Origin of the sequence: Zeaxanthinibacter sp. PT1, assembly GCF_028464225.1 — a bacterium.
Lineage (GTDB): Bacteria > Bacteroidota > Bacteroidia > Flavobacteriales > Flavobacteriaceae > Zeaxanthinibacter.
On the sequence record NZ_JAQPCN010000007.1, the window covers coordinates 72,365 to 89,733 of the forward strand.

The following is a 17,369-nucleotide window of genomic DNA, read 5'->3' on the forward strand; positions in this document are numbered from 1 at the left end:
GTGCTGTTTCTTAAAAATATCCCTGTTTCTTTCGATCTTCCATGGCAGTCTCCGAACGTTTATCATCTGAGCGGTTGCCCCGTTCGGTATGGCGCATCACAGAAACTTCTGCTACCACTTTTTCCAGGGTATCTGAATCGGATTCAATTCCCCCGGTAATAGTAATATCACCCAGGGTACGGAAACGGATCTTTCGTTGTTCGATGGTCTCGTTCTCATCCAGTTTCAGAAATTCAGATGCCGGAATCCAGGAGTCATTACGCCAGACGACTTCTCTTTCATGCGCAAGGTATAAGGAGGGGATAGCAATATTTTCGCGTTTTATGTAATTCCATACATCCATTTCGGTCCAGTTACTAATCGGGAATACTCTGAAATGTTCTCCTTCAAAATGCTGCCCGTTGAATATGTGCCAAAGTTCAGGACGTTGGTTTTTAGGATCCCATTGTCCGAAATCATCCCTATGGGAAAAGAATCGCTCCTTGGCCCGGGCCTTTTCCTCATCACGGCGCCCACCGCCTATGGCGCAATCGATCCGGTTCTCTTCAATGGCATCCAGCAGGGTAGTGATCTGTAGGGCATTCCTGGTGGCATGTTTACCCTTCTCTTCGGAAACCCTGCCCTGATCTATGGATTCCTGTACCGAACCGACGATCAATTCGGCATCCAGTTCGGCTATCAACTGGTCCCGGAATGCTATGGTTTCCGGGAAATTGTGTCCTGTATCCACGTGCATAAAGGCAAAGGGAATTTTACAGGGATAAAATGCTTTCTTTGCGAGATGGGTAACGAGGATAGAATCCTTACCGCCGGAAAATAGGATTACTGGATTCTGGAATTGTGCGTGTACCTCTCTGAGCACATAAATGGCTTCGGCTTCCAGTTCGTCGAGGTAATTAAGGGAATGTGAACTCATTTAAAACGGTTTTACCAGGCTGTATAAAAGCAAGGTTGCTTTCGGCCTACGGGACAAATATATTAATTATCCTATCGGTTATATAGGGTAAATGGAATAATTATGAATTTTATAATATTTGGTGATAGATATTAGAAGTATTCTTTGGGATCATGGGATCCTCTGAGAATAATTCTGCGCATATTAAAGGAACGGTTAGTTTTTACCATTGGTAGAATAGAGTTAACCCTTTCGCCTTACTATGAAATTCGGGTTGGTAAGATCTTCTTTGTTGTAGTGTAGTTCGCTTTGTTCGCCAGCTTTAATGACTTCGAATCCTACCGCCTTGCATATAGCATGACCGGCCGCGGTATCCCATTCCATCGTAGGGGAGAAGCGAGGATACAGGTCGGCCTCACCTTCGGCTAGAAGCCCAAATTTCAAAGAGCTCCCTTTGACCACCATTTCTATCTGCTCGTATGTAAGGCTGACGGACTTAATGTATTCCGAGGTCGATGTGTTTAAATGCGAACGACTGCGTGCCACCCGGAGTATTGTTGGATCTTTATCCGTTCCTGTCAATTGGGTAGCATGTTCCATAGAAATCTCGGCTGAAGGAGTATGAACCGGGATTGTCGCTTTAAAAGCGAGGTTTTCTTTAGTGTTACCCCAGTATAGCTCCCCACTGACAGGCACATAAATAACTCCGAGCACAGCTTGACCGCGTTCGCAATAGGCAATATTTACGGTGAATTCGCCATTCTGCTTAATAAATTCCTTTGTGCCGTCTAATGGGTCTACCAGCCAGCAATGTTTCCAATGTTGCCGTTCAGAATAGGGTGATTTGACGCTTTCTTCGCTGATGATAGGGATTCTCGTTTTTGACAGGTGTTCGAGAATTATTTTTTCTGCAGCAATGTCGGCCTGGGTCACTGGGGAATCATCTTCTTTCCGCTGAACCTTGAAACCATGGCTATAGATTTCCATGATCTTTTTACCGGCTTCTATTGATGCGAAAATAGCTTTATGCAATAAGGCGTTCATGAGTACTCTTTGATATAAAATTAGGGTAAGATCCTTATTTTTCCTGCCCTATGAGAATATTTTAGCTGATTTACCTGAAAACAGTATCATATCGAATATTTGCCCGTTTTATCGTCAATTGCTTGGGGGCAAGTCCCGCTGCACCTATCTTTGTGGGAAAATTAGTCCCAAATTTGTACGACATGAGAACTTACGGCTGCGCACTTGCGCTCATCTTATTATTCACCACCTTTTCTTATTCACAGGATATCCCTGAACTAACAGCTAAGGACAGTATTATAAAAAGCTCCTGGATTTTTGGTCTCGGGGTAAACATCGTCGATGACTCTGGCGATGCTTTTGAAGATTTTACTACGACTAAGGATCAATGGAACATAGTACCTTTTCCTTCGCGCATTTCCATTGGACGATATTTTAAAAGCGGGCTTGGATTAGAGGCGATAGGGACTTACAATGTATATAAGGAGGGAAATATCATTGACGGAGTAGTAAATCCTGAGGACAAAGATTATTATGCGATTGATGCGCGACTTAGCTATGACCTGAATAGGATTTTTGGTCAGACTGGCTGGTTTGATCCTTATTTGGGCGGAGGAATCGGCTATACCGAAGCAAATGACATAGGGAGGGGGACATACAATGCCACCATAGGATTCCGAACCTGGTTTTCTGACCGTTGGGGCCTGGATTTAAATAGTTCCGGTAAATGGTCTATAGGAAACGAAGCCACCAATCATATACAGCATGGCGCAGCAGTGGTCTACCAGTTTGGTATAGAAAAAGGACTATCTAAGAAAGGCGAAGAGAAACTGGCATTGATACAACAGCTGGAGGAGGAGCAACAACGCGAACAGGATTCCATTGCTGCTGCGCGGCAAGCAGAAGCAGAGGCACAGGCACTTGCTGAGCGAATGGCTCGTGAGAAAGAGGAAGCGGCCAGGCGAGCAGCGGAAGAAGCCGAACAGGCCAGGAAGACGCAGCTAGAAAACCAGATCAAAGGTCTGGGCAAGATTTACTTCGCATTTAATTCGAGCAGCCTGAACCAGGAATCCAAAGCTACACTGGATCAGCTTGCAAACCTTATGAATGAAAACAACGGGATAAAGCTACAAGTGAATGCCCATACGGATAGCAGGGGGCCAGAGACATATAACCAGGTCTTATCGCAGAAACGAGCGGAAAATACGGTAAGTTATCTGCTTTCTAAAGGAATAGCAGATGATCGAATGGAAGCAAATGGATTTGGTGAATCCCAGCCGGTTAATAATTGTACCGATGGAGTTCCGTGTTCAGCTGCAGAACACAGGGCAAACAGGAGATCAGAATTTATTGTTCTCGAATTGTAATGTTCTGTTAACTTTTCGAACAAAGACAATACGTTTTTTACTTTCGACGTTTTTATTTGTTTAATGAATATTATATCCCCTGATTATATATGATTATCCTTGGACTGAATTACTATTTTCACGATTCCACAGCGTGTGTTATAAAGGACGGTAAACTCATAGCAGCCATTGAAGAGGAACGGCTGTCTCGTGTTAAGCATACCGGGGCTTTTCCTGAAAAAGCAATACAAAGATGTCTGGATACTGCAGGAATTACATTCAAGGATATTGACCATATTGCAGTTTCCATTAAACCTACGGCACATTGGTTTAAAAAATCATTATATGTCCTGAAAAACCTTAGAAGTTTCATGCCCTTTTTCGGCCACCACGTGGTAAATGCCTATGCCAAACAGCGTAGGTTTAAAATTTGGTACAGCAATAACTTTACTTCTGGTAAAAAACCTAAGGTACATTTCATAGAGCACCACCTTACCCATGTGGCCGGTACTTTTTTTGTTTCACCTTATAAGGAAGCTGCTTTATTAGGTATAGATGGTTCTGGCGAATGGGCTACCACATGGCTGGGTTATGGAAAAGATAATGCCATAGAAAACTATGGTCAGAGTTTTTTTCCGAATTCCTTTGGTTCATTTTATGAAACTGTCACTCAATTTTGTGGATTTATACCAAATTATGATGAAGGTAAGACGATGGGACTAGCCCCTATGGGTGATCCCTCTGTCTTTGAGGATGAAGTTAAGAAAATGATCTGGGTTACGGAGAAAGGCGAGGTCAAAGTAGACCTCAGTTATTTTAATTTCCAGCATCTTATTAAAAAAACCTACTCAGAAAAATTTATAAAAATATTTGGTGAACCCCGAGCACCTAAGGGGGAGTTCAAGAAACATCACCTGGACCTGGCTGCTGCTTTCCAAAAAGTCTTAGAGGAAAGAGTGTTAGAATTATGCCAGCTGTTACATAAGAAGACCAATGCCGATTACCTGGTAATATCCGGCGGCGTTTCCTTGAATAGTGTAATGAATGGTCGTATTGTCAGGGAAACTCCTTTCAAGGATGTTTATGTCATGCCGGCAGCCGGGGATAATGGTACTGCCTTAGGGGCTGCGTATTATCTTTATAATGGTATATTAAATAAGCCACGGACTTTTGTTCATGATAATCCATATGTCGGAACATCTTATTCAGATGAGGAGATTGAAAAAGTAATCAATGGTGCAAAATTACAATTTCGCAAAGTTGAAAATATAACTAAAGAAGCAGCGAAGTTATTGGCAACCGGCAAAATAATTGGCTGGTTCCAGGGGAAGATGGAAATTGGTCCCAGGGCTTTGGGAAGTCGCAGTATCCTGGCTAACCCTGCATTTCCTCAAATGAAGGATAAGATCAATTCGGAAGTTAAATTCAGGGAGGCCTACAGACCCTTTGCCCCGTCCGCACTTAAGGAGAGCTATAAAGAATATTTTGAACTAGAGGTTGAAGCCCCATTCATGTTGAAAGTTTGCCAGGTGAAAGAGGATAAAAAAGAGATCATTCCGGCTGTGACTCACGTAGACGGTAGTGCCAGGCTACAGACAGTTGACAAGAATATTCATCCGCTGTACCACGGTGTAATCAGTGAGCTCGGAGAGATCACAGGAGTTCCGGTTATCTTGAATACGAGCTTTAATATTCAAGGAGAACCTGTGGTGGAATCACCACATGATGCCATCCGATGTTTTTATTCAACTGGGCTAGACGCTTTGTGTATCGGCAGTTACATACTGGAGAAAGAAGTAACCCAGGAAAAAATAAGCGTGTACAATTCTAATACGGATAGTATACTGGTTGATCAGTAAATCAACTCACTTTTGATATAGTTCCTAAACTGATTCTTTCAGAGATTAGCTTAGTTAAAAGATTAAAGCTGGATAATATTGAACGGTTATTTACGCGATTTTAATCGCTCGATTTCCAATCAAAATCATCCAGCTTTTTAGCTTGCTCCTTGTAGAAGAACTTGTCGTATTGGAACAACTTACCCAGTATCCCTTTATCTCTTAAATATTGGCTTAATTCCAGTTTTTTAGTGTGGATAAAAGATGCTATTGCAGCTTGTACTGAATTCTTTTTGTAATACAGTTTAAAGTAATAATCGTAGGATTGGTTACACCACTTAATCTTATAATCGTTTTCACCTTTAGCAAGGTCAAATACCTGAATATTCTGATCAAGGCACCATTGCAAATGTTTCAGCATGCTGATGTCTCCCAGGTTGTAATTAGAATAGTCGATATCGTAAGTCTGAATAAAACTGAACAGATGGCGGTGTTGAAGAAAATTAAGTGTTAGGGTGATTGGTTTCTTTTCGTCGTAAATAACGAATAGAACTGCTTTTTTTTCGTTGATTAAGGGATAGGCTAGGTCGTAATAATACTTCCAATGCAGCAGGTTCCGATTGTACATGGATTTTTCCTCGAATCGGGCGCTCAGCAGCTTATAAAAATCATCAAATAAGCGGTCATATTCTTCCCTGCCTATTTTACCGAAGAAGAATTGATAGGAGATCTTGTGCTCTGCCTCAAGTTTTCTGAGTTTTGAACGTAAATTTTTACGGTTACGGCTGCTTAGTTGCTGTTCTAGGTATAGATCAACGGAATTGAATTTATCGAGATTTACCAGGAAACCAGGGTATTGCCTGATCGTTTTTACATGATACTGTTCCGTTAGCTCGGTATTAGTTAAGTTAAAAAATTCTGGGATGTCCCATACTTTGAAAATTCTATGATTATGGAACCCTCCCATCGGATAATGCATTACATTAAACAAGTTACCCGTTAACTCATTACTGACCTCATTTTGAAATACGGGAGCTGTGCGCTGGTTGAAGAAGATATCAAAATAGAAATTATAAGAAGGGACTCCGAGGAGTCGTTTATGCCACCCGGGTTTATTCTTATTCTCCCATAAATCAATAAAAGGTTCCTTCATTTAATAGTAATAACCAAGGACCAAGATAACGATTTTGTAATAGTGAAAAATGTTTAGTTTAGCTGAAGAAATTTAGTGGTTTCCTTCCCTGAAATAAAGTATAATCCATCTTCGTCTTTTGATCGAAAAACCTCAATGTCTATATAATGTTCCGTTGTCAGATAAAGAAATTCGAATATAATCGGGCGTAGCCAAGCATTTTCCTCTTCAGTCAAGCGTATTTTTTCTAATGATTCTTCAATCGGCTTTTGCTCGACATCAGTGAATTCATAGGTAGTATTAGTTTTAACCTCCTGTTTCTTGGCTCTTAGTTTATAGGTTATTTTATGTAATTTTTCATTAAAACCCTTATCTCGCAGTGATTGTTTCAATTGCAGGTAGAATTTGAGAGACCTCGCTATCAGGCTGGCTTTTAAAGAATTGGTATCGTAATATATGTGGTAATCAAATGGATATTCCTTACTTGCCCAACGAGTTTTATAATCAAAGTACCCCTTGGAAAAATCGAAGGTTTTTATATCATTTTCCAGGCTCCATTCAATCAGTTTCATTATCGTCACCGAACCGAGGTGAAATTTGAAAAAATCAATATCAAATACAGTAATGGCATCGAACAGTATGTCTTCGGAAAAGAAGTTTAATGTAACTCCGATGGGTTTATCTTCATGATAGATCACATATAAGCCTGCCGATTTTTCTAAGATCATCGAATAGGTTACTTCGTGATAGAAATTCCATTCTGCCGGATCAAGATTGTTATTGTATACTTCTTTATCATCAAAACGCTTCTCCAGGAGTTCACGAAAATTTTTAAAAATATAATCGTATTCTGAACGATCTATATCACCGCGAAACATTTTATAACGAATATCGAAACTCTCTTCAAGCCTTCTCTTATATTTATTGAGCTTATACCGGCTGCTTTTACTGAAGCGCTTGCTCATAAAGTCGCCCAGGTTCTTATAGGGTGAAAGATCGATAAGATAACCCGGGTATTGAGATACCTTATAATGGCCTAAAGTCTTATTTTCAGGTTGTGTAGGTATGTTGAAATACTGCGGTACGTCATAGACTAAGAACGTTTTTCCTTTCCAGGCAGATAAGTTGCTTTCGTCTAGTTGAAAATCAACCCCTTTGGTTAGGTTGGCTCCGTCATTGATGTATATGGGAAGCTTATCATTCTTATGAAAACGGATGTTATGAAAAGGACCGGTAATGGGTAGATCTCCATCTTTACAAAAATGTTTTCGCCAAATATTCAGAAAAGTTGGTGAAGTGAACGGGTTAAGGTTCATATAATTTTGAAAATATTTTATTTAACGATCATCTTCTGTTTGCGCCAGCTCAACACGGTATAATGGGAAAAATTCCCTGTAATGAGTCGCTTGTTCAGCATTAGTGTTCTTAAGATGATTAACAGCAAGTTCATCATAAATTTCCTGGTTAACTACGTATCGCCAAAGATTAAAGTCTTTTACATCTTTTGAGTAACCTGCTTTAAATCGGAATAAAGAGTCTTCCTTATTTCCTACACCACCACCGAGATTGAAGAACGAATATCCGTCGCGAGTGGATTCCTCCCGGACCACTTCTAAGAGTAGTTTTATGGGATTCAGTTTTAAATAATCTTCTTTTAATCCAGAAAGGTGATAATTAACCATTTGGTTCTTCATAATGAAAAGGGCCCCAGCAGCAATTTCATTGGATTCCTTATCAAAGGCTAACAACAACTTTTTATCAAAAAAATCACTTTTCATAAAGTTGAAAAAGTATTCTTTGTCAAAGAAATATTTCTCTTTGGCATTAACTCTCTTCATGGTCTCTGTATACATTTCAATAAATGCCATGATTTCACTTTCAGTGTGAACTTCCTTTACATCGTAAGTTCTGCGGCATTTATTGATGTAAGTTCTGAGACGTCGGTTATAATACTGTTGTTGCTCTTCATCAGGCAGATCCAGGTTAATACTTACCACTTTACCTGGACTGACAATTTCCCCCATTTTACTTAAAAGCTCAGTTTGATAAGATATAAATGGATGCAGCCTGGAAAATATTGAAACGATATTATTTTTTATGAATAGCGCGTCAAGCTCCTCTTTGAATTTGGATGGATTTGCTTTTTTTACACCGCAATCCCTGCATAGAGGACCCGAATACCCATACACCGAAGTAGCATCTTTAAAATTTGTTCCTTCTATATTGCGAATTAGCAGGGGCAGAGCAATAACTTGTTCTTGGTCAATGTACTGTATCAGCACAGGAAATTCATCCTTACCCTTAGAAACGTGATGATAATCATAGGTATGATAAACATCAGCATCCTTAAAAGAACTGATTATCTCGTTCCAAGAATCTTTATCCTTAATAATCTTAATCATTCAATCAAATATCTTGTCGTTAAGACCTGGGGCGGTCAATATTGTAATTACATTATTTTAATTTCGTTGAGTGAGCCTATTAAGTGTTGTGGTCTGAGGTCACCATCCATATACTTAAATCCATCCATATGAATATTTTTTCCGTTATCTATCAACCCAATGGTCGTCCATGATAATTGGTTTGGACTTATAAAATCCTTTTTAAAATTATCGGCGATATAATAATATTTATCATATGATGAATTGTCCTCAAAAAATTCAAAATTTCTCCTATTCGGTTTTTCGGTTCCGATTTCTTCTGAAATGACTACCTGGTCAATTAATTCTAAAATACCGAGAGCACTGATTTTGTTTCTTTGGGTATGGGACCTGCCATCTGTTAAAATTCCAAGAGATCCATCTTTCTGTTTTATCTCACCCATTAAATTATGTGCACCCTCTAAGAGAGAAATATTTGGTTTATGAGTTCTATAAATATCTATCAGTTCAGCTTTCTTAAAAGGGTATTTCGATGACAGCCACCCAAATACATCTTCCCCACAACGATACCGGGAAAACATTGAACTATACAATAGCCTCCAATCGTTCTTTGCGATTTTTTTTGCAATCGCGGTATAAGCAGAGCGGAGATAATCAATCTCATTGTATAGCGTATCGTCCAGATCAAATACGATCAATGTACGTGCATTAACCCTGATATCCACGGACCAATATTTCATCATCATAACGTAGCATTAATAAGTTGTCTTCCCAGCAGTCAAAATCTTCATCAATGCTCTTGTCTTGTAAATACTCTTCTATAATCCATTTGGGATAATTGGCCCCGGCTAAATACGTTAAGGGAAATCCACCGCCGAATCGTGGATTAATTTCTATTCCGTATATCTTTTGTGATTGTTTATGTTTAAAAAATTGGGATGTAAGACATCCAACAGCCCCTTCTATGTATGACAGGTTCTTCCTTATATAATCTACCATTACACCTCTCTCGGTGATACCCTTATTTACTTCTCCATCTCTTACTTCAATGCGTTTCCTGGGTACCACGCATTTTAGTTGATGATTTTTATCGTAATACAAATCACATGTATATTCCTCGAATTGTTCGTGATCGAGGTATTCCAGGAACATTAATTTATCATTAGTGAAGTGATAATCTTTCAGCTCTTCTTTTTTCCTGATCAGATATGTGTCCACACTTCTGCTGCCATCAGAGGGTTTTATAAATAAAGGGAGATGGTAATCATCTTTACTGTATTCTTTCGCAACTTCAATGTTATGTTCTTCGAAAAATTCGTGTATTATTCTCTTATCTCGACACTTAGAGATAAATTCTTCAGAGGCAATGACAGATTCAATGCCATGCGATCTAAGAAGCTTACGGTGTTTAGAAAGTACTGCAAGTTCCGTATCTATAGTCGGAATAATTAGGGAAATATCTCTTTCCTGGCATTCCTTAATAAGGATATCTATATAATCCGAGTCGTTCAAATAAGGAACAGAGAAGGAAGCATCGGCCACGTGGCAGGCAGCAGCACCTATGGGCTTGGCATCTGCCGCAATGACTTTACCTTGCGGGAAAATCTTCTTAAGCTCTTTCTGGAAGGCCCGTACTAATGACACTCTGCGACCTGCTGATGTGATTAAAATATTCATGTTAAATACCTAGATTGAAGGAACAAAGTAAAACAGTTCGATTAACTTATTTTGATGCTAAACTAAAAATAATAGTCAGATAGTATCCCTATTTCTGGCAGATAATTCTCTAATTCTCTATTTTTGCATCCCTTGAAAATATTGCACCTAAATTTCATACTTTAAGTCGATATTTTATCCCGATGCTATTAATCTGCCAATGGACAAGTTGTTCAAGTAAGAGGATCGTAACAAAGTACAAATATATAAGGTATTGAAAAAACTGGAAAAGAAGATAGGTGATAGAGTCATTTTTTGTGACCTTTTCGATACTCTTATACATAGAACAGAACATCCACATTATTCCTTGAAATTATGGTCCAAGCTCATGGTAACCGAATTGGGATGTTCTTTACACATTGAAGAACTATTCCTTATAAGGAAACAAGCCACCCAAACATTAGTTGAGACTACTGGCCTCAATAACGTTGAAATCTCCAGTGATGTCATTATTGGAGAAGTCTACCATAGACTTAAAAATAGTGGTGTGGAAGATTTGCCGGATTTTAAAACGTTTAACAAGCTTTCAGAAATTGCAGATGTCAGGGCAGAGCAATCTATTGTATTTCCGAATGAGGACCTGATCACTTTACTTCAAAAGTTAAAAGATAAGGGAAACAAGGTGTATCTTATTTCCGATTTCTATTTGAGTGATGAGCAAATTATGGCACTCCTGGAAACGAACGGTATAGGTTCTCTTTTTTCTAAGGTGTATGTTTCAAGCTCCTTAGGCTTAAGCAAACTTAGAGGGAATATATATCCTTACGTACTTGAGGATATTGGCGTAGAAGCTTCAAACGTTATAATGATTGGTGATAGCAAAAGAAGCGATTTCAAAAATTCCCAGGAATACGGGATAGAAGGTCAGTACCTGCCCCACTTATCACATAAGGTAAGAAACAAATTAAATCTTTTTGGAGATCATCTACGCGAGCTCAGTGAGGAACTTTCCGAGATTTTAAATCAAGAAGTGGTTAAGAAAGAACCCCTCGTGGAATATATAGTAATGTACTATTATTTTACGGAAAGGCTTTATGCTTTTGCAAAAGTCAATGGGATTAAAAACCTCTTTTTCCTGGCAAGAGAAGGTCTTTTTCTGAAGACGCTTTTTGACTTATACCAGGAGAAACACAACCTGGATGGATCTAATGAAATTAAGACGCATTACTTAAAAGCTTCCCGGAAATCTGCTATGCATGCATCCTTAAAGCCACTGGACCAAGAGTCGTTTGAGACCCTGAGGCATTATGACCGCATGTCAATTTCCGATTTTCTCAAGTCTTTTTTCATCGACAAAGTGAATCAAGAGTCCATTGCTGAATCTGTAGGGATTCCGGCTGATCGTGAGATTGTGAATTTCACCGAGTCTGAGGAAATGGATTTAATTAAGGAAAACAAGGAATTTCAGCAATTATACGAATCGCACAGGAAGGAACAACGAACCCTATTTGAGACATATTTAGCTTCATTTGGAGTTGACTTCGAACAAGAACCATTAGTCTTGGTAGACATTGGATGGGGTGGGAGCATGCAGGAATCCATTAGTAAGCTATTAAAAGGTGAAAAAGAGGTATGGGGATTATACTTGGGGTTAAAACATATCTATAATATTACGAACAAAACTCCGAGGTGGGGCCTGTTGTTTTCGGTTTACCCATATGCAGACAGTTCTGACCAAATATTGATGGCTAACCGCCAGATGTATGAACAATTGGCAGCTGCACCCCACGGTAGTATTGAAAGATATACGACCAAAGAAAAGGGGTATACTCACGAGGTACACGAAAGAACAGAATCAGAAGTTTACGATTCCCATATTGCTCAGCTACAAGACCAGATGTTGGTCATTTACAGTGATCTGTTGGAAAAGATGTATGCCAAAGTATATAATAAGGAACAGCTGTTTGAAATAATTGTCAGAAGATTTTTAAAACTGAGCCTGTTACCCTCACAACGCAAATACGAAGTAATTTCAAAATTGTCTGATGGTTTCTACCAGAATATTGGAAGTAGGAAAGTCGGCTTGAATTATAAGGCTAGGGATGTAAACAAAATTAAATTGATCAAAAAATTTATTATAAAACCCGAATATACCTTTCCTTATCTCGTAAAAATAGGACCTTATCTCTATGAAAAAAATAAGTATATTCTATCCCCCATATTGTATGTGATATACTTCTATATACTATTCAATTTCAGACTGCGCAATGCACTCTTTGGAAAAGAATTAGTTTAGTACAAGATGTGATTTAAGCGAAGACTGATAATGGCTACTATTAAACACACTTATTAAAATCTTATCCAACAGTAAAAGTTAGTACTGAATAGAGTTGGTATTAAAAATCCTGTCATAAGTTCTGTAAATCTTGATAAATGGTCTGATCATGTATCTCTTGTTGTAAGCGGTGACCAGGATAGAATATCTTATCCCATGGTAATCCTGACCCAGGAAAGCATTCAATGGATAGGCTCCTATCTTTTCAAAATCTTGAAGCATTTCCGGAATCTTATCCGTAGATATATCAGATTTCATCAATCTGACTAATAGAAAGAAGACAAAAGATTGTTGTCGTGTTCTCAATCTTATTTTACATGCTTCAGATTTGGGGTGATCCGGAGGAATGGAGCATAATAACTCGACAAATGCGTGTGCTGCATTTGCGTTATCGTAAATTACCTTGTTATAATGCTCCCTGCTTTTATTACGCATGGCAGATGTAGGCAGGATTCGATACCTGTGAACATCAGAATTGGTATGAGCAATCCTATGGGCATTACGGAAAAGTTGGGCCGTAAGAATGGCATCCTCCATCCATCTTCCTTCGATAAACCGAAGCCCCTTACTTAACATAAACTCCCTGCGGATTAAATACCACCAAATCTCGTTAGAGAATTTGCGTAACGCGATAAATGAAATTCCGTCACAGATATCAGTGGATAACCCGTCAGATTTAAACTTGCTATCCTGGATTATTTCATCGCTTCCAACAGAGAGCGAATCAAAGGTTAAAATGTCTAAATCATTACTTTCAGCCAGATCCAGTACTCCTGGAAGCATGTTATTCGCCAGGTAGTCATCCGGATCCAGGAAGTAGACATAAGTACCCCGTGCTACATCCAAACCACTGTTTCTCGCAGCGCCGACACCTGCATTCACCTTATCAATTACGGTGATCTCTTCATGGATCTCTTCGTATTTCCTGGCGATTTTCAAAGTGTCATCCTTGGATTCATCATTAACAATGATTACTTCAAAGTCACCTTTACCCAATTCCTGTCTCAGAATGCTATCAAGGCAAGTAGGCAGATAGCGCTCCATATTATAACATGGAATAACAATACTTAACCTCATGGAGTGTTTCTTAGCGGTTCGTTTCCAGTGAAGGCCTCCATTGTAGCGCTGGTATTCGAAGATATTCCGTCACTTTTCAAAACTTTGAGAACCGTGAGCCATAAGATTTTCAAGTCTAATAAAAAGCTGACGTTATCCACGTACCAGACGTCCAGTTCAAATTTTTTTGGCCATGACAGCGAATTTCTTCCATTGACTTGTGCCCAGCCGGTAATTCCCGGTCTCACTTCGTGCCGCCTGTTCTGAAAATCATTATATAATGGGAGATATGATATTAGTAATGGCCTGGGGCCAATAAGACTCATATTACCTTTAAGTACATTTATAAGTTGCGGAATCTCATCCAGTGATGTTTTCCGGACTATTTTTCCAATCGAAGTAAGACGCTCCGCATCCGGGAGCAAAGTACCGTCCGGAGCTTTTTTGTCGTTCATGGTTTTAAATTTCAGAATGCTAAAGATCTCGCGATTTTTCCCGGGTCTCTTCTGTACAAAAAAGGGATGGCCGCTATTGGCAATAGCCAATAGTATATAGATAAGGATGAATACGGGAGAAATAACAATTAATCCTATAGATGCAGCCGTAAAATCCAGTACTCTTTTAAACTTCTCTTTGTAAATCATTTATGTTGATTCCTTGATCAGGGATATTAATTGCTGATTAATCAGGTGAACATCGAATTTCTCTTTCGCCATTTCAAAACTTTTCCTACCCATCTCCGGTACCCTGAGCGGATTATTAATAAAGTAAGTCATAGCCTCGACCAACGGATCTAGCTCTTTAGCTGGCACCAGAAATCCATTTTCTGACGGGATAACCGTTTCCCGGCAACCAGGGGTGTCGGTAGTGATTATCGGCATACCGCTGGAGAGCGCTTCAAGGATGGATCGTGGAACCCCTTCCCGGTAATAGGTGGGGAGCACAAAGACGTCCATATCGTCTAATTTTGAGGCTACATCATTTATATGACCGTGAAGAACTATTGTTTGATCAGCGGCTAGCCGGTTGAGTTCTTTATCAAAGGGGCTGGATTCGTATTGTTTGGCTACTGATCCGAATAAATGAAATTCGGCCTCTAAATTTTTCTTCTTTAGTGTCTCCGCGGCCTTTATAAAGAGTCCGACTCCTTTTTCCGGCATTAATCTTCCTGCCAGAACAAACTTGAGCTTTGTGCCAGGGGCAATAATTCGCTCTCTAAATTTATATTTTTTTAGATTAATACCGGACCCATTTACCACTGTACTTTTAGATGATCCATTAATAATCTTTTTTTCTTTAAAGAGAGCCTGGTCATCTTTATTCTGGAACACTACCGTATGGTTAGATTTCAGGGCATAGCGATACATTACCTGGGTTACTTTTTGTAACAATTTGGCCTTGGGAGAGATTGCGCTAAAAGTGAATCCCAGTCCGGTAATCAGGGACACTACCGGGATATTTCGTTTAGACGCAGCAATAGAGCCATAGATGACGGGCTTAATGGTATAAGGAAACACGATATCTATCTGGTGTGTGTCCATTAATTGTCCTAATGCATTGATGCTTCTGATATCGTTTATTGGGTTCATTCCCGTGCGTTGTAAAGGGAAATTATCATAGTGTACACCCATGTCTTCCAGGGTTTTCCTTGTACTACTCTTAATGTAGGGAGCTGCACAGTACACCTGGAAGTTCTCTTCGATTAAGGCCTTTATAAAGTCTCCTCTGAAATTGATAAGGGATTCTCCGAAGGAGCAAATAATTAAAATTTTAGTCTTTTTCAAAAGCAGTTCTAATTTATATTACTACAGAGATTCGTAAATGTTGGTATACCACTTTTGAAAGCAATAATAAGCCCATACGGAGAAAGTATTGTCAGAAGTTGCATCCAAATGTGAGGTAACCAGTTGTTGTATGTTATTAATTTTAAAAATCCCCTGTTTTTGGAGGAAGGGTGTAGAAATATATGTTTCCAGTTCAGCTTGTAATCCGGAGCGAAGCCAATCACCTACAGGAGAACCAAATCCCTTCTTTGATTTATCTAGAAATCCCGGAGGAAAATCTTCTTTAAATGCTTCTTTCAGGATATATTTCTTATTCCAGCCTTTCATAAGGAATTTCTCTGGTAGCGAATTAGTATATCGCCAAAGTTCTTTATTCAGAAATGGAGCGCGACATTCAATGGAAGAAAGCATACTCGTCCGGTCAACCTTAGCCAGCATTCCACCTTCCAGACTTACTATTTTATCGATCAGTCTATATTCAGTTAAAGAGTTAGGTTTCCATATACTTAATCTTTCCTGATATCTTTTGAAAATCTCATCGTACTGCCAATCTTCATTAAGAAAAGATTTCAGGTTATGCTGACTATTTGCTAAGGAAATAATATCCCAATAGTGATTACCTTCATAGTCTATTGAATTCAGAAGTTTCCTTAACCTGAACTTTAATCCCCTATTATCATGTTTATCGGCTAACAAGGGATAAATATATTTGAGCACCTGACTATGTAAGGCTTTAGGGACCATGGAGGTATACTGGGAATTGATCTTTCCCATATAATATTTGGTATAACCCCCGAAAATTTCATCACCCCCATCACCAGTAAGAGCAACTTTTACATACTGGCTGGTTTTTTTTGCCACCAAGAAAGTGGGTAAAGAGGCAGTATCGGAAAAAGGTTCATCAAAATTCAGAAGTATTTCATGAATGTGATCTTTAAGATCTGATTCTCCAATGATGAATTCATGATGATCACTCTTTATTTGTTGAGCTACCAATCTAGATTTATCTGTTTCGCCCCAATCTTTCTTTTCAAATCCAATCGAAAACGTATTAATTGGCCTATCGGTAGATTGTGCAAGGCACAAAGAGGTGATTGATGAATCAACACCCCCTGATAGAAAAGTTCCAATAGGAACATCTGCAACAGATCTACTCGTGACACTTTCCTGTACAAGCTTTCTTACATTAGCTTTTGCACTTTCGAAATCTACTTTATCTTGATGGATTTCAAATTCTTCCTCTATTTGTTCAATAGTATAGGATTTCGTGACTATGTCAAATTCTATATAATGATTTGCTTCAAGCTTATAGATGTCCTTATAAATCGTATTGGGAGCAGGGATATAAGTCAGTCTGAAAAATTGATTTAATCCAATCTTTGATAATTCTGGTTTAAAATTAAGTTGGTTACTAAGTGATTTTAGTTCAGATGCCCATAGAAAAATATCGTTATTAAAATAATAGTACAGTGGTTTCTCCCCGAAGAAGTCCCGCGCAATCACGATTTTCTTTGCTTGCTTATCATATATACTGAATGCAAACATTCCATCTAACTTTCTGAACGATTTTGTGCCTTCTAGCTCATAAAGTTTAAGAATGACTTCAGTGTCACTATGCGTTTTAAAATTAATACCTTCCTTTACCAGTTTTTTCCTCAACTCCTGGTAGTTGTATATTTCACCATTAAAAACTATAGTAAACAATTCGGATTCCGTTGTAATAGGCTGTTTCCCAGAGGCTAGGTCTATAATGGACAGCCGCCTCATACCCATAGCCAACTCAAAATCCTTATTAATTTCTACAAAGCTTCCATCGTCATCTGGACCTCTGTGCAAGATAAGATCGTTCATCTTTGCCAGATCAGTTAAAACCTGTTCCTTAGAACTTGATGAATATTTAACAAAACCGTTAATTCCGCACAT

The 17,369-nt window shown here is 38.9% G+C and carries 14 protein-coding genes; 3 read left to right on the forward strand and 11 right to left on the reverse strand.

The features are described 5' to 3' along the window. Positions 1–10: 10 nt before the first annotated feature. Positions 11–916 (reverse strand): sulfate adenylyltransferase subunit CysD, encoded by a 906-nt coding sequence (gene cysD / locus PP178_RS14450; RefSeq protein WP_272595069.1) that lies wholly within the window; start codon positions 914–916, stop codon positions 11–13. Between the two features lie 222 nt (positions 917–1,138). Beyond that, entirely contained in the window at positions 1,139–1,939 is an 801-nt protein-coding gene (cysQ, locus tag PP178_RS14455; protein ID WP_272595070.1) for a 3'(2'),5'-bisphosphate nucleotidase CysQ, read from the reverse strand. 182 nt (positions 1,940–2,121) lie between these two features. Here cysQ and PP178_RS14460 point away from each other — a divergent pair, with 182 nt between their 5' ends. Both PP178_RS14460 and PP178_RS14465 read left to right on the forward strand, forming a co-directional pair. Further along, a complete protein-coding gene (locus tag PP178_RS14460) occupies positions 2,122–3,285 on the forward strand; it encodes an OmpA family protein (protein ID WP_272595071.1) in 1,164 nt (387 codons plus the stop codon). Positions 3,286–3,374: 89 nt separating this feature from the next. Beyond that, positions 3,375–5,123, forward strand: a complete 1,749-nt coding sequence (locus PP178_RS14465; protein WP_272595072.1) for a carbamoyltransferase family protein — start codon at positions 3,375–3,377, stop codon at positions 5,121–5,123. Between the two features lie 100 nt (positions 5,124–5,223). Here the strand turns inward: PP178_RS14465 and PP178_RS14470 are convergent, their stop codons facing one another. From PP178_RS14470 to PP178_RS14490, 5 genes are read right to left on the reverse strand one after another with little or no spacing between them, the layout of a single operon-like run. Further along, positions 5,224–6,255: a GNAT family N-acetyltransferase gene (locus PP178_RS14470; RefSeq protein ID WP_272595073.1), complete on the reverse strand. Its 1,032-nt coding sequence runs from the start codon at positions 6,253–6,255 to the stop codon at positions 5,224–5,226. A 53-nt stretch (positions 6,256–6,308) separates the two neighbouring features. Beyond that, complete coding sequence (locus tag PP178_RS14475; protein WP_272595074.1) at positions 6,309–7,550, reverse strand: GNAT family N-acetyltransferase; 1,242 nt, start codon at positions 7,548–7,550, stop codon at positions 6,309–6,311. Positions 7,551–7,571: 21 nt separating this feature from the next. Next, on the reverse strand, positions 7,572–8,636 hold the full coding sequence (locus PP178_RS14480) for a peptidoglycan bridge formation glycyltransferase FemA/FemB family protein (protein ID WP_272595075.1): 1,065 nt from the start codon (positions 8,634–8,636) through the stop codon (positions 7,572–7,574). Positions 8,637–8,683: 47 nt separating this feature from the next. Further along, entirely contained in the window at positions 8,684–9,340 is a 657-nt protein-coding gene (locus PP178_RS14485) for an HAD family hydrolase (protein WP_272595076.1), read from the reverse strand. Further along, complete coding sequence (locus tag PP178_RS14490; protein ID WP_272595077.1) at positions 9,324–10,292, reverse strand: ATP-grasp domain-containing protein; 969 nt, start codon at positions 10,290–10,292, stop codon at positions 9,324–9,326. The genes PP178_RS14485 and PP178_RS14490 overlap by 17 nt, the downstream gene beginning before the upstream one ends. A 253-nt stretch (positions 10,293–10,545) precedes the next feature. Between PP178_RS14490 and PP178_RS14495 the strand changes: the two genes are divergently transcribed. After that, positions 10,546–12,567, forward strand: coding sequence for an HAD family hydrolase (locus PP178_RS14495; RefSeq protein ID WP_272595078.1), 2,022 nt, complete (start codon positions 10,546–10,548; stop codon positions 12,565–12,567). Between the two features lie 78 nt (positions 12,568–12,645). On the opposite strand, the gene PP178_RS14500 is transcribed toward PP178_RS14495, so the two are convergent. The 4 genes from PP178_RS14500 to asnB are packed head-to-tail and all read right to left on the reverse strand — an operon-like array spanning position 12,646 to position 17,369. Beyond that, a complete protein-coding gene (locus PP178_RS14500) occupies positions 12,646–13,683 on the reverse strand; it encodes a glycosyltransferase (protein WP_272595079.1) in 1,038 nt (345 codons plus the stop codon). Beyond that, positions 13,680–14,303, reverse strand: coding sequence for a sugar transferase (locus tag PP178_RS14505; protein ID WP_272595102.1), 624 nt, complete (start codon positions 14,301–14,303; stop codon positions 13,680–13,682). Before PP178_RS14505 ends, PP178_RS14500 begins: the two co-directional genes overlap by 4 nt. Positions 14,304–14,306: 3 nt before the next feature. Further along, positions 14,307–15,446 (reverse strand): glycosyltransferase family 4 protein, encoded by a 1,140-nt coding sequence (locus PP178_RS14510; protein WP_272595080.1) that lies wholly within the window; start codon positions 15,444–15,446, stop codon positions 14,307–14,309. A gap of 21 nt (positions 15,447–15,467) precedes the next feature. Further along, on the reverse strand, positions 15,468–17,369 hold the full coding sequence (gene asnB, locus PP178_RS14515; RefSeq protein WP_272595082.1) for an asparagine synthase (glutamine-hydrolyzing): 1,902 nt from the start codon (positions 17,367–17,369) through the stop codon (positions 15,468–15,470).